This is a genomic window from Sphingomonas sp. KR3-1 (assembly GCF_040049295.1).
Classification (GTDB): domain Bacteria; phylum Pseudomonadota; class Alphaproteobacteria; order Sphingomonadales; family Sphingomonadaceae; genus Sphingomonas.
The window spans coordinates 372,342-386,450 of the sequence record NZ_JBDZDQ010000001.1 but is presented as its reverse complement, the minus strand read 5'-3'; the positions used below and the strand labels follow the sequence as shown (position 1 = coordinate 386,450).

Annotated in this window: 10 protein-coding genes; 3 read left to right on the top strand and 7 right to left on the bottom strand. The window is 66.9% G+C overall.

Translation table 11 applies throughout. The annotated features are described in order from the left end of the window. Position 1: 1 nt before the first annotated feature. Positions 2-865: a metallophosphoesterase gene (locus ABLE38_RS02030; protein ID WP_348972498.1), complete on the bottom strand. Its 864-nt coding sequence runs from the start codon at positions 863-865 to the stop codon at positions 2-4. Positions 866-1,038: 173 nt separating this feature from the next. Between ABLE38_RS02030 and ABLE38_RS02025 the strand changes: the two genes are divergently transcribed. From ABLE38_RS02025 to ABLE38_RS02015, 3 genes are all read left to right on the top strand, one after another. Continuing rightward, a complete protein-coding gene (locus tag ABLE38_RS02025) occupies positions 1,039-1,575 on the top strand; it encodes a sigma-70 family RNA polymerase sigma factor (protein ID WP_348972497.1) in 537 nt (178 codons plus the stop codon). Further along, complete coding sequence (locus ABLE38_RS02020) at positions 1,572-2,519, top strand: FecR domain-containing protein (RefSeq protein ID WP_348972496.1); 948 nt, start codon at positions 1,572-1,574, stop codon at positions 2,517-2,519. Before ABLE38_RS02025 ends, ABLE38_RS02020 begins: the two co-directional genes overlap by 4 nt. A gap of 91 nt (positions 2,520-2,610) precedes the next feature. Beyond that, positions 2,611-5,625, top strand: a complete 3,015-nt coding sequence (locus tag ABLE38_RS02015) for a TonB-dependent receptor (protein WP_348972495.1) — start codon at positions 2,611-2,613, stop codon at positions 5,623-5,625. A 77-nt stretch (positions 5,626-5,702) separates the two neighbouring features. On the opposite strand, the gene ABLE38_RS02010 is transcribed toward ABLE38_RS02015, so the two are convergent. From ABLE38_RS02010 to ABLE38_RS01985, 6 genes are all read right to left on the bottom strand, one after another. After that, positions 5,703-6,815 (bottom strand): pectinesterase family protein, encoded by a 1,113-nt coding sequence (locus ABLE38_RS02010; RefSeq protein WP_348972494.1) that lies wholly within the window; start codon positions 6,813-6,815, stop codon positions 5,703-5,705. Next, positions 6,812-7,741, bottom strand: a complete 930-nt coding sequence (locus ABLE38_RS02005; RefSeq protein WP_348972493.1) for an alpha/beta hydrolase — start codon at positions 7,739-7,741, stop codon at positions 6,812-6,814. Before ABLE38_RS02005 ends, ABLE38_RS02010 begins: the two co-directional genes overlap by 4 nt. 110 nt (positions 7,742-7,851) lie before the next feature. Then, on the bottom strand, positions 7,852-10,698 hold the full coding sequence (locus ABLE38_RS02000) for a TonB-dependent receptor (RefSeq protein WP_348972492.1): 2,847 nt from the start codon (positions 10,696-10,698) through the stop codon (positions 7,852-7,854). Between the two features lie 290 nt (positions 10,699-10,988). Continuing rightward, positions 10,989-11,942 carry a FecR domain-containing protein gene (locus tag ABLE38_RS01995; RefSeq protein WP_348972491.1) on the bottom strand — a complete coding sequence of 318 codons (954 nt, stop codon included), beginning with the start codon at positions 11,940-11,942 and terminating at the stop codon, positions 10,989-10,991. Beyond that, positions 11,939-12,460, bottom strand: coding sequence for a sigma-70 family RNA polymerase sigma factor (locus tag ABLE38_RS01990; RefSeq protein WP_348972490.1), 522 nt, complete (start codon positions 12,458-12,460; stop codon positions 11,939-11,941). The genes ABLE38_RS01995 and ABLE38_RS01990 overlap by 4 nt, the downstream gene beginning before the upstream one ends. Positions 12,461-12,676: 216 nt before the next feature. Continuing rightward, complete coding sequence (locus tag ABLE38_RS01985) at positions 12,677-14,089, bottom strand: class I adenylate-forming enzyme family protein (RefSeq protein ID WP_348972489.1); 1,413 nt, start codon at positions 14,087-14,089, stop codon at positions 12,677-12,679. Positions 14,090-14,109: the final 20 nt, after the last annotated feature.

The following is a 14,109-nucleotide window of genomic DNA, read 5'->3' as shown; positions in this document are numbered from 1 at the left end:
CTCAGCGCAGCTTCAGGACCATGTCCTGCTGCCGCCCGGTGCCGCGGATCTCGATCCGGTCTGCGAAGAAGTCCAGCCGGGCGTAGGAGGTATCCTCGGTATCGAGCATCGCCTTGAGGTTCACATAATGCACGCCGGCATGCTCGCCGTAATTGCCATCGTGATTGTGCCCGTCGAGCCAGAGCTTGACCGAAAGGTGGCGCTCGATCGCGGCCATGACCGCGGGCGCGTTCCACAAATTGTGCGGGTTCTCGGGATAGACCGGGAAGTGCGAGAGCAGCGCGACCTTCAGGCCACGCTTGTCCGCGGCGGCGAGCTGGGCATCGATCCAGGCGAGCTGCGCGTCGCCGATCCCGCCGTCCCAGAGCGGCTTGTCGGCATAGAGCCGTTCGTGGAGCGCCATGCTGGCCTTGTGCTGCGGGCTGCCCTCGGGCCAGCCATAGCTGCTGAGATCGTTGCCGTCGGTGACGACGAACAGCCAGCCGTGGCGCTCGAAGCTGTAGTAGCGCGCCGGCATGCCGAGCTTCGCGGGAAGCTGCGGCTTGTACGCGTCGGGGACAGCGAATTCGTGATTGCCGAGCGCGAAGTGCCAGGGGTGGCGCGAGCGCGCGACGATCGGCAGCATCGCGTCGAAGCTCGCCCAGTCCTTGTCGATGAAGTCGCCGAGATGGACGACGAAATCGAGCTTCTGCCGGTTGAAATCGGCGATCGCGGCGGCGAGCTTGGCCGGCGCCGTATGGTAGAGCCGCTGGCCGCTGTCGGGCTCCTCGGCATATTGCGCGTCGGCAATCGCGCCGATGCTGAACTGCGGGTGCTCGGGCGCCGGCGCGCTCGCCGTCAGGCCCAGCAGGGCAAGCGCCAACATCAAGGAACGCATCGGACCTCCGGAAATCGATTGGCGGCTCGCCTAGGCGCCAAATGTGTCATCCGCGCTTCACGGACGCGGCCTATCCGGAACATGCGAATCGAAACGATCCAGGGTCCGGGGACAATCATGATGGGCATGCCGACCCGGCTTTCGCCACGGGAATCCGCGTCATGAACGAGATGACCGCGGTCGCCGAGCGGCGTGCGAGCGCCGCCGAGGATGCCGCGCTGCGCCAGGCGCTGCACCGCTTCGTCACCGGCAGGCTGCGCGACGGTATCGAGGGCGAGGATATCGTCCAGGAAACCTATCTCCGCCTGTACGACTATCGCCGCAAGCGGCACATCGCCAATGCCGGCGCCTTCTGCTTCGCGGTGGCGCGCAACCTCGTGCACGACCATTTCCGCCGCCTGCGCGCGTTGCCGCCCGCGGCCGAGCTGGCCGACGACATCGCCTGCCCGCAGCCGCGCGCGGACGAGGTGCTCGACTATCGCCAGCGCATCGACATCCTGGTGCGGGCGCTCAAGGTGATGCCGGCGTTGCGCCGCGAGATATTCCTGCGCCGCCGGCTGGATGGGGTGCCGGGCGCCGTGGTCGCGGCCGATCTAGGCATGAGCCAGGCGGCGGTCGACAAGCATTGCACGCGGGCGCTCGCCGACCTGCGCTACGCGCTCGAGCGCCGTGGCCTGCCCGCGGGCGGTGGCGCATGAGCCGCCGCGCCGCGCTGCGCGAGGCCGCTTATTGGGCGATGCGCGAGGACGAGGGCGCGCTGGCCGACGCACCGCCGCCGGCCGCGACCGACATCCAGGCGATGCTCGACGATCCCGCATTCGGCGAAGCGCTGAGCGAAGTCGCCGCGATCGGGCGCCTCTCCGACGAGGAAGTGCGCGCAATGCGCGATCGCCGGCGTCGCGCGATCGGCGGCGGCGTGGCGCTGGCGCTGGTGGCCGCTGTCGGCATCGGCAGCTGGCAAAGCGGCGTGTTCGAGGCCGCGGCGCCGTTCGTCCAGCATATCGAGACCCGGCGCGGCGAGCAGCGCACCGTGCAGCTCGCCGACGGGTCGCGCGTCGAGCTCGACGGAGCGACCAGCATGGACGTGACGATCGACGGCAAGACGCGCGCGGTCGAGATGCGCCGCGGCGAGGCCTATTTCGACATCGCACACGAGGAGAGCCGCCCGTTCACCGTACGCGCCGGCGCTTCGAGCACCCGCGTGCTGGGCACCGCCTTCTCGATCGATCTCAGCCAGCGTTTGGTGAAGCTCGCGGTCTATCGCGGCAAGGTGCGCTTCGGCGGCGGCACCGGCGATATCGTCGTGCCGGCCGGCTGGCGTTCGAGCTTCGCGGGCGGGCGGGCGCTGGAGCCGACTCGCTTCGATGCGAGCCAGCAGGACTGGCGCGAGGCATGGGTCGATACCGACGACATGGTGCTCGGCGAGCTGGTCGAGGCGCTCAACCGGCGCGGCGGGCCGGTCATCGCACCGCCGCCGGCCAGCCTGGCGCGACTGCCGCTGTCGGGCCGATTCAAGCTTGACGATGCCGAGGAACTGCTCGGCGCGATGGGCGAGGTCTATGGCTTCCGCGTCGCCCGCCAGAAGGATCAGCTGCGCCTGATTTCGACCGCCGAGGGTGACGCGAAATCGTCATTCGAATGACGCTGCACTGCAACAAAATTCTTTTGTCCAGCTGAAGATATCCGCCCGTCTTTCCCCACGAAGGCGCACTCGCGCCGGAGCGGAGGAAGACATGAATCAGATCAAGGGGGTTTCGTTGTTCACGCTGGCCATTGCGCTCGCCACGCCGGCCATCGCGCAGGCGCATCCGAAGGAGGACGCCGCAGCGACCCGCGCGATGCGCTTCGACATCGCCGCGTCGGACCTGCGCGGTGCGCTCACCGAATTCTCGCGCGTCACCGGCCTGCAGGTGGTGGTTGCGCCGGGGGCGGTGACCGGGCGCCGCACGAGCGGGGTGCGCGGCGCGCTAACCACGCGCGCGGCGCTGGACCAGCTGCTGCGTGGCACCAGCCTGGTCGCGTCGATGCGCGGCAGCGTGGTGGTGCTGAAGCCCGCCGCCAAGGCGCCCGCGCCGCGGCTGACTCCGGTTGCCGCCGCGCCACGTGAGGCTGCGATCGCGCAGGACGCGCCGGCCACGACCGCCGAGGTGCAGGCCGAGCCCGTCAGCGAAATCGTCGTCACCGGCTTTCGCCAGAGCCTGACCGAAGCGCAGCGGCTCAAGCGCGGCGCGGTGGGCGCGGAGGACGACATCGTCGCCACCGATATTGCTGCCTTTCCCGACCTGAACCTGGCGGAATCGCTCCAGCGCGTTCCCGGCATCACGATCACCCGCGACACCGGCGAAGGCCGCCAGATCGCGCTGCGCGGCCTGGGCGCCGATTTCACCCGCACCCAGCTGAATGGCATGGAAGTGCTGGGCAACACCGCGTCGGGCATGGACAATCGCGGCGCGGTCAGCCGTTCGCGCTCGTTCGACTACAGCCTGTTCGCCTCCGAGCTGTTCAACCGCGTCGCGGTGCAGAAGTCCTATGCGGCGGAGCAGGACGAGGGCGGTATCGCCGGCACGGTGCAGCTCTCCACCGCCAGGCCGTTCGACTATCAGGGCTCGAAGTTCGTCGTCTCGGCCAAGGGCCAGACCAACAGCAACACCAGCGGCGTCACTCCGCGCGTCGTCGCGTTGGCCTCGACGCATGGCGACAGCTTCGGCGCGCTGATCTCGGTCGCCTACAGCCAGATCCGCAACAACGAATATGGCTATCGTAACTGGGGCTGGGGCCTCACCAAATATGCCGCAGCGAATATCGGGCCCAACATCGATGCAGATACGCGCACCAAGCTGCTGAACGGCGTGTGGCAGCCCACCGCCCAGTCGCCGTCGAGCTGGTACACCGATCGCAAGCGCCTCGGGGTCACCTCGTCGCTGCAATATCACCCGGGCGACAATTTCAAGCTCGACGTCGACCTGCTCTACGGGCGGCTGTGGGACTATCGCGACGACTATGCGCTCGCCACCGCCGGCGCCAACCCGCTGACCGGCACCACGATCAACGGCGCGCAGGTCATCCAGAGCGCAGTGATCGACGGCACCAACACGTTGCGCGCGGCGAGCTTCACCGGCATCGACCTGCGCTCCGAGCACCACATCGTGAAGAACCACACCGACTTCTACCAGGGCGTGGTCAATGCCGAGTGGAAGCTGACCGACCGCTTCACCGTCCGCGCGCTGGGCGGCTACGAGGAATCGGACTTCGCGCAGCCGGTGTTCGACAAGGTGTTCATGGAAGCGAAGAACTTCGCCTTCAGCTATGACGACCGCCCGACGATCCCGGTCAACACCTATGACAAGAGCCTGACCGATCCGAACAACTGGCAGCTCCAGCGCCTCGACGTGCAGGAGAACAAGATCACCAACAGCTATGCCACCGGCAAGCTGGACGGTGCCTATGCGCTGAACGATGCGCTGACCTTCAAGGCCGGCGGCGAGTACAAGCACTTCATCAACAGCGGCTATACCTGGGCGAACAAGGTGTTCCACAACACCCCGACGCTCACGACGATCCCGAACAGCCTGAAGGACACGGTGGCGGTCGACACCCAGGTCCAGTACATCGTCGGCAACGTCGACGGCACCTATGCGCTGATCGGCGACAAGCGCGACCTGACCGCCGCCAACCTCCAGGCGGGCAGCGACTACCGCGTCGACGAAGAGACCTGGGCCGGCTTCGCCCAGTTCGACCTCGACACGATGCTGGGCGGCATGCGTCTGCGCGCCAATGCGGGCCTGCGCTACTACTCGACCGACCTGATCTCGTCGGGCCATCTGGCGACCGGCACGGGGTTCACGCCCGTGGCGATCGGCACGAACAGCCACGGCTGGCTGCCGGCGGCGAATGTGGCGCTCGACGTGTCGAAGCAGGTGGTGCTGCGCGTGAGCGCCAGCCGCAACGTCAACCGTCCGGGCCTGGGCGACCTGGCCGCGGCGGGATCGATCACCACGCGCCCGAACGGCGGCTCGCTGAGCCTCGGCAACCCGTTCCTCAAGCCCTACAAGGCCACCTCGGTCGAAGGCTCGGCGGAATGGTACATGGACAGCCATGGCTTCGCCTCGGTCGGGTTCTTCTACAAGAACATGGACAGCTTCATCACCTCGTCGACGAAGCAGATCCCCTATGGCCAGACCGGGCTGCCGCTCTCGCTGCTGATCCAAGGCCAGGATGCCAACACCCCCTATGACGTCTCGCAGCCGATCAACGGCCCGGGCGCCGACATCAAGGGCGTGGAGGTCGCGTTCCAGCACGACTTCACCTTCCTGCCGGGCACACTCAAGCATCTCGGCTTCGTCGGCAACGGCACCTGGTTCGACGGGCATTACACGGCGTTCTACACCACCAACAACGTCACCCAGTCGCGCGTGCTGCCGCTGCCGAACCTCTCGAAATGGGCGTTCAACGCGACGCTCTACTACGAGAACAAGGTGTGGGGCGTGCGCGTGTCGGATGCCTATCGCAGCGAGTATCTGACGGGCGCCAGCAATGCGTACGTCAATGCCGGTGCCGGTATCCGCGCGACCAACAATGTCGACTTCCAGGCGCATGTGAACGTTCTGCCGGGCGTGCGCCTGATCGCCGAGGGCATCAACCTGACGAACGAGCCGATCCGCCAGTTCGAAAGCATCGATGCCTATCGCACCGACGTCTACACGACGAGCGGCCGCACCTTCACTTTCGGCTTCAGCGCCGAGTTCTGAGGATGCACGGGGCGCCGGCGGGGGGAGGCACTCGCCGGCGCCTCACGCTCTACCAGGGCGCTGCGAGCCGGACAGGCCTACAAGCGCCATTTCAAGAAGAAGTCGGCCTTGATCCTGCGGATATCGCGTTGCCCCTTCCAGGACATGCCGATGTCCCGGGCAACGGCACCCGGTCCCCGGGAGCCGGCTTCCATGAAGCGCGAATCCTGCGGGCGAAACACGTCCGTCATGGTTCCGGCGCGCGCGGTGCCGTTCATCACGGTCCAGTGATCCGGATGGATATGGGACCCCATGACGCAGTCGATAAAGGAAACCTGCCCCACCGCCTTCGGATCGGCATAGCGCCCATCGGCGAAGCTCGTCGTCGGATGCCAGGGGCGGGCGAGTGCGACGGCGCCGTCCGGCACCCCCTGCTCGCGCGTGAGGCGCGAGCGATAGAATATGATGCCGTGCTGCTGCGAGAGCTGCGTCGAGGGCGCGGCGATGAAGGACTGGAATTCCCCCGCCAAATAGGGGGCGCTGCGGCGGCGCGAGCGGATCTCGCTGTCTTCGATCAGCAACTGGCCGTTGCCGAAGATGAAGTCGATATTTCCCGCGATCAGGCTGCTGCGGATCAGCGCCCGCCCGCCATTGGCGAACAGCGTATCCTGATAGCCGAGCAGGCCCACATGCTCGAGGCGAACCCGGTCGCTATGGATATCGAGCAGCAGCGCGACGGCCTGCGGATTGCCGATCTTGCCCGGATCGCCATCGGCCAGCCGGTCATTGGCGAGATAGTCATAGTCGTTTTCCACCGTCAGGCCGGAGACGACGACGTCCTTGGCATCGATGGTGAGGGTGGCCGAGCCGGGCGTACCCCAGCCGGCGCGGTGATAGGCCTTGGCGGTCTGCGCCACCGCATCGAAATGCAGCCGAGTCCTGCCCGCGCCGCTGCCGACAAGGCGGATGCGGTCGCGGGTGATATTGGGCTTCTCGCGATAGTCGCCGGGGGCGACACGGATCGTGATCCACCGTCCGGATGTGTCGCGTGCAGCCGCCTCGAGGGCGAGGGCGATCGACGTGTAGCAGGATGCCGAAGCCCTGCCGCAGGCCGGCTTGACGGCGAGGGTGCCCGGCACGCGGGGCGATGCGCCTGCGGGCTGAGCGAGGACGACGGCCACCGCCAGGGCGCCAAAGACATGCCGGATCACTTCGCCACAGGCTCCTTGGCAGCAAGGCTGGAGAGGAAGCTGTCGATCTCCGCGGCGGCGCGCGGCAGCCAGGGCTCGAACAGCCAGAAGTCGTGCGGTGCGTTCTCGAACGCGAACGCGCGATGGGCAATGTGGTACCGGTCCAGCGCCGCGATTACCCCGTCCTTGCCTTGAGTGAAGCGCGGGATGCCGCTGCTGACGATAAGCGTCGGCACCGCATCGGGGCCGACATGGCTGGCGGCGCTCGCCTCGCGCCACTTTGCGGGGGCACGCTCGTAAGAGCCGCCCAGCCAGCGCGCGGCAGGGGAGCCCTCGCCGGCGGCGTTCTCGAACTTCAGCGTCTCCGGCAGCGTGAAGTCGAGCACGCCGTCCAGGTCGATCAGTGCGTTTGCGCGGCGATCCTTGCCGTCGCCGAACAGGCCGGAGGGCCCGGCATAGGCCAGGAGCGAAGCCATCTGCCCGCCGGACGAGGCGCCGCCAACGGCGATGCGGTCGGCGGTCAGGCCGAACTCGGCCGCATGCGCACGCGCCCAGGCGAGCGCGTCGCCGATATCGATCATCCCCGCCGGATAGGGCGCTTCGGGCGACAGGCGGAATTCGGGCAGGAACACGGCGTAGCCGCGCTGCGCCAGCAGGTTCGCCAGCGCGTAGAAGTGATTCTTGTTGCCGGCGCTCCAGCCGCCGCCATGGACGAGCAGGATACCTTGGTGCCTGGCGGGAGAACCGGGCGCGGCCTTGAACACATCGACATGCAGGTCGCGCGAGCCGGTATTCTTGTAAGGCCGGTCGAAGCGCACGGCCTGGCCTTCGCGCCAGACGACGGGTGCCCAGGCGATGCCCGGATACTTGTCCCGATATTGCTCGAAGCGCTGGCCGATCGTGTAGCTGTCATCGACGACGCGCTGGGCGGCCGCCCCGGGGATCATGGCCGCGGCGGCGAGAGCCCATGCCAGAATGCTCAGGTTCGACAATGCATGCACTCCGCGCGTGAAAAAGAGGGCCGTCGGTGGGAGGGCGCCGACGGCCCCGGAAGGTATCAGAACTGGTAGCGCGCTCCCACGAACCACTGCGCGCCGGTCTTCGAGAATTCGCGCACCAGATACTGCGACCCGTCGCCGGTGCCGTAGATGCGCTCCTTCTCGTTGGTGATGTTGATGCCCTGGACGTTGAGGCTCAGCCGCTTGGTGAGGTTGTAATAGGCCGAGAGATCGACCTGGGTCGGGCCGTACTTGCGTTCCTGGACATGGCCGTTGCCGCCGGGCTCGCTGAGCAGATAGTCGTCGCGCTTGTTGACCGAGACGCGCAGGCCCATCTTGCCAGTGTCGTAATAGCCGGTGAAGTTATACGAATTGGGCGAGAGCCCGGTCGAATCCCGCGCGTGGACATGGGTGTAGTTCGACGCGAAGCCCAGGTTCGACAGCAGGCCGGGCAGGAAGGTGAAGGGCAGGTTGAGCGTCGCCTCGAACCCCGTCACGCTGTTGCCGCCGGGCGCGTTGATCGTCTTGTAGAAGGTGTACTGCGCCGTCTTCGGATCGGCATTGTAGGACGGGCTGTAGCGCGGATCGGCATAGATCGCCGCCCAGAACTCGGTCGGCACCATCTGCTGGACGACCGAGGTCGTCAGCGAGCTGATGATGTTCTTCTTGAACCCGCCGATGGCGATCAGGCCGCCCTTGCTGAAATACCATTCCAGCCCGACGTCGAAGTCGTTCGAGAGATAGGGCTTCAGGTTCGGGTCGCCGAGATTGCTGACGGTGCGCGTCGTGTATTCGAACACCGGGGCGGCGATGTTGAGCGCGGCGAGGCCCGGCCGCGTCATCGAGCGCGCATAGGCGAAGCGCGCCACGAGGTCCGGCGTGACGTTGAGCGCCGCGTTGAAGGAGGGCAGGAAATTGTCGTAGTGGCGGCCCACCGTGACGGGCGAGCCGGCGATCACCGCGCTCGACGACACGTCGGTGCGCACATAGCGCACGCCGCCGTCGAGCCGCAGCTTCATCGCGCCGATCGCGACTTCGCCAGTTACCTCGCCATAGCCGCCGGTCGTCTTCTCGACGACTTCCCAGCCGGCGGCGACGTTCGTCGTGTAGTTCGACGAGATCAGCCCGGAGCTCTCGATCTTGTCGAAATCGATCACGGCGAAGGTCGGCAGGCCGCCGTCGACGACCCCGTCGCCGAAATGCGGGATGGGGAAGGCAGTCAGATAGTTCTGCGGCGCGAAGCCGGGCAAATTGCCCTGCGCTTCCGAATAGCCGACGAGCCGGCGATTATGGGCGACGCCCAGCAGCGCGGTGAAGGCGCCCTTCTGGAAGGTCAGATTGGCCTTGGCCGTGAAATTGTCCTTCACGACGTTGTTCAGGCGGTTCGCCGGCGTGGTCGCATCGATGAAGTTGCTGACGTTGTTCGGATCGTAGCTGCCATAGCTCACCTTCGCCACGTCGACGCTGTCGCTATAGTCGTAGGAATAGAAGTGCGGGATCGAGCGGGCATAGAAGCGCAGCTCGGTGCGATCGGCGGCGTCACGCGCCTTTCCCACCATGGCATCGAGCTTCAGCGTGTCGGACATCTGATAGTCGCCCGACAGCACATATTGCTGGAACTGCGACTTGGAAGTCTGGTGCCGGCTCTCGTACCAGGAGGTCACGTCGTTGAAGGATGCCGCGACGAGCTCCTTGCCGTCGGGCGCGATCGTGAACGACACCGGGGTCTGGCCGACGAAATTGCCCGCCGGGCCGTGCGTCAGCAGCCACTCCATCGAGTTGTAGTTGTAGCGGTCGTTGTCGAGCTGCGAGAAAAGCGCGTCGAAGCTGATCTTCATGCCGTCGACCGGCTTGACCTGGATCGAGCCGGTCAGGCCGAGGCGCTTCTGGTCGTTGCCGAAGAAATCGGCGCGCGGCAGCCGTGGTGCCCAGAGGCAGTCGAGCCGATTGGCCGCGCCGCAATTGGCCGGCGTGCCGGTCACGGTCGGGTTGCTATTGGCCCAGCTGTCGCCATTGACGAAGGGCGAGGTCCAGCGGACGCTGGCGAACCCTTCCTGGTAGACCGTGCGCTTGGAATAGGCGGCCGAGAGCAGGATGCCGATCGTGTCGTCCGCGAAGGTATCGGAGACCATCAGCGTCGCGCGCGGGTCGACCTTGCGGGTCATCGCATTATAGCCGCCCTGCGCGGAGGCAACGATGTGGAAGCCTTTGAAGTCGAACGGCTTGGCGGAGTAGAGGTCGACCGTGCCGGCGATGCCGCCTTCCTCGATCGAGGCGCGCTGGGTCTTCTGGACGTCGATCCGGTTGAACAGCTCCGATGCGAAGACGTGGAAGTCGAACGCGCGGCCGGCGTTGATCGTGAAGCCGCCGGAATCGAGACCGTCGCTGCTGGCGGGCACTTCCATGCCGTTCAGCGTGGTGCGGGTGAAGTCGGGCGAGAAGCCGCGCAACGTGATGTTGCGGCCTTCGCCGCCTTCGCGCGAGATCGCCACGCCGGGCAGGCGCTGAATCGATTCCGACAGGTTGAGATCGGGCATCTTGGCCATGTCTTCGGCCAGGATGCTCTCGGTGAGGTTGATCGCCTTGCGCTTCAGGTCCTGCGCTTTCTCCAGGCTGCCGCGAAAGCCGGTGACGACGATCTCGGGTGCGGCGGGCTCTTCCTGGTCGGATGCCTGCGCCTCGACCGCGGGCGCGGCCTGCAGCGACACATTCACGCTCGCGCTCTGGCTCGCTGCGGGCGTGGCAGAGATCGCTGGTGCGGTGTGCCGCGTGGCGGGCGGCGTTGCGTTGACGACGATCGCATAGGAGAGCGGGCCGGTGCGCCGCGCCATCAGCCCCGTGCCGGCGAGCAGGCGGTTCAGGGCTTCGTCGACGCTCATCTCGCCGCGCACTGCATTGGTGCGCACGGCACGCGTCAGGCGCCGTGCCGCGATGATCTGGATATCGCCCTGGCGGCCAAGCTGGCTGATGGCGGTTTCGGCGGACTGCGCCGCGATGGAAAACTGTCGGGTCTGAGCTTCGGCTCGAACCGGCGACGCTGCAATGCATGCGATCGCCGAAGACGCGAACAAGGCTCCACGCAAAGTGGAATTACGCATTTTCCCTCCCCATTTTTTGTCGGGCGGATTTTTATCCGCGCTGATTTTTAGATACCGGTGTCAGAAAAATCCTTCCGGCATTTTCGAAATAAATTTCGTCATTTGATGCGGATCAGACCAGGCTCGCTGAGATCGACCGACACGCCGAGGCTTGCCTTCACGGCTTCGGCAAAGCCTTCGGGATCGTTGATGCGGAACAGGCCGTCGAACTCTTCGCGCGCGATGCGGGGGTCGGCGATGATGATCTGCCGTGGATTGTAGCGGTTGAACTCCTCCGCGGCGGCGGCGAGCGTTCGGCCGTTCAGGTCGATCATCCCGCTGCGCCAGGCCAGCGCCCGATCGACCGACGAGGAAATGCCGGTCTCGTAGTCGACCACCGCATGGGCGCTGATCATCGCGCGGTCGCCCGCCACCAGCCGCATGTGCAGGCTCTGGTCGCCGTCGGACCAGGTTTCCACCACGCCTTCGGTGACCTGTACTTCCACGCCCGTCTCACGCCGGCGCACCGAGAAAGCCGTGCCGACGGCGCGGACGCGCACATTGCCGGCGGCGACGACGAAGGGGCGATGCGCGTCCTTGGCCACTTCGAACCAGGCTTCGCCCTGGGTCAGCTCGACCTGGCGCGCCTGCTTCGCCATCGCGACGGTCAGGTTGCTGCCCGAATTGATCGTCATCACCGATCCGTCCGAGAGCGGCAGTCGCCGGATCTCGCCCAGGCGGGTCGCATATTCGGCCGGAGCGCCGCTCCAGCGCAGCCCGACAAAGGCCGCCGCGGCCGAAGCTGCCACCAGGCCGCCGAGAACGCCGCGGCGCGCCCAGCGAAGCGATGCTTCCTCGGCATCCTCCTCGAAAGGCAAGTCGGCCTCGGCAGCGGTCGGGGCGAGCGCAAGCCATTGCGCCTGCATCTGGAGCAGCAATCCCTGGCGCATCGGGTCCTCGGCGAGCCAGGCCTGGAGCAGGGCCTCATCCGCGTCGGTCCAGTTGCCGCTATCCATGCGCGCGACGAACTGCGCCGCTGCGTCCCTGGCTTCGTTCGAGCGGGCCGAGGTCATGACTGGGCCTCCTTCCGCTCGCCGCCCAGCATCCGATATTCGCTCTGCGTCTCGGCCTGAGTCCAGGCATCGCGGATGGCGCGGACGCCGGTCCAGACCTGCTTTTCGACTGCCTTTTCGGTGATGCCGAGATGGGCGGCGATCTCCTTTTGCGACCAGCCCTCGATCTTGCGCAGCTCGACTATCTTGCGGCAGCGTTCGGGCAGGCGCCCGATGATCGCCAGCACGCGCTCATAGCTGATGCGGCTCGCCGCCTGTTCCTCGGGGGAAGGGGTGGCCTCGTCCTGCCAGGTCTCGATGTCGCTCAGCGCCTCCAGCACCACGACATGCTGGCGCTTCAGCCGGCGCAGCAGCAGGTTGCGGGCAGTGGCGAACATATAGGCGAGCGGCTGGTCGATATGATCGACCGAGGGTAGCATGGCGATGCGGCAATAGGCTTCCTGCATGACTTCGTCGATGTCCTCGAGCGAGAGACGCGAGCGCGCAAGCCATCGGCGGATCCGCACTTCATGGGGCACGATCTCCCGCGCGACCCAGGCCGCGGTCCGGCGCCTTTGCGCAAGCTGCTTGTCTGCCTCCCCTGGCGTAACCCCCTCCTTCGCCGAGATTGAATTCTCGTTCTGCCATGTATGAGACATGGGAAAGAAAATTCCCGCCAGGTTGCGGGATCTTTTTTGCGATTGGGGCTCTGCGCCGGCGGCCTCTACGGCGCGGTGCCGGCGAAGTGGCGGCTCCTACGAGGCCTTCAGCTGGCGTGCCGCTTCCCGGAGTACTTCGCGGCGTACCTTGCCCAGCGGCGTGAGCGGCAGCGCGTCGATGTAGGCGATGCGCACCGGCGGCAGCTCGGGCATCGCCAGCGCGCGGCCGATCGCGCCCTCGTCGATATCGCCGTCGCGGACGATCGCCAGCCAGGGCTGGGCGATGCCCTGCGCATCCTCGAGCGCGAAGGCGGCGACACCCGAGATGCCGGGGACGAGCGCCACCGGGTTTTCCAGCGCGCCGGGCAGGAATTTCTGGCCGCCGAAGTTCATCACTTCGTCCTCGCGACCTTCGATGCGCAGCATGCCCCGCGCGTCCATCGCGCCGATGTCGCCCGGATAGAACCAGCCGTCGCGGAAGCGATCGTCCGAACCGCTGCTGCCCATATAGCCGCTCGCCACGTCGGAGCCGCGCACACGCACGCGGCCGCTGCTGCCGAGCGGCAGGGCATTGTCCTGCTCGTCGACGATCTCGATCTCGGACCAGGGGGTGATCCAGCCGACCGCGGTCTCGCTGTCCAGGCTGGCAGCGAAGCCGTTGGTGCAGACGCCGGCCTCGGTGGACGCATAGGTGACGTTGACCGTGCCGAGGCGCAGCGCCGCGCGCTCGCGCAAGGGACGGGCGGCATGCGCGCCACCGATGGCGATCTGGAGGCCGGGCAGGGGCGTCGCCTCTGCCGGCAGCGCGTCGAGGACGACCGCGAGCTGGGCCGGGGCGGCAAGCATTCCGGTGGGCTGGAGGATGGGCAGCGTGCGGGCGAGGATGGCGGGATCGGACGAACCGAACAGCACGGTGCCGCCCTTGGCCCAGCACCACAGGAACAGCGGGAGCGCGCCGCTTTCCGGGCCGACCAGCGAGAGCAGACGCTCATAGCCGAAGTTGCGCGTCCAGGTGTGCTCGATGCGCCGATCCATCAGCGCCCAGCTCATGCCGACCGCCTTGGGCTCGCCGGTCGATCCCGAGGAAAGCTGGACCCGGCCGAGCGCTTCCGGATCGATCGTGACCCGGGCGAGCTCGGAAGGCTCGGCTGCCACTGCCGCGGCAAGCCATGCGGCATCGACTAGCAGGCCCGGCGCATGCGCCGGATCGTCGCTGAGCAGCTTTGCCGCGCCGGTGAGCGTGACCATCGGCCAGGCCATATCCGGGATCAGCGACACGGTCGGCACGCCGCGGCGGGCGCAGGCGAGGATCAGCAGCAGGTGGCGATAGGTGTCGCGCACGCTTATCCCTACCAGCGCCGTGCCCATCACGCCGCCCCGGTCGAGCGCCGCAGCCGCCTGGTCGATCGCGCGATCGAAGTCGCGGTAGCCGATGTGCTCCGCCCCGTTCGACACCGCGATGGCGAGCGGCGTCATGCGGGCGGAGAAGCGGACGAGACGGTCGAACATTCAGGTCACCCGGGAAGGAG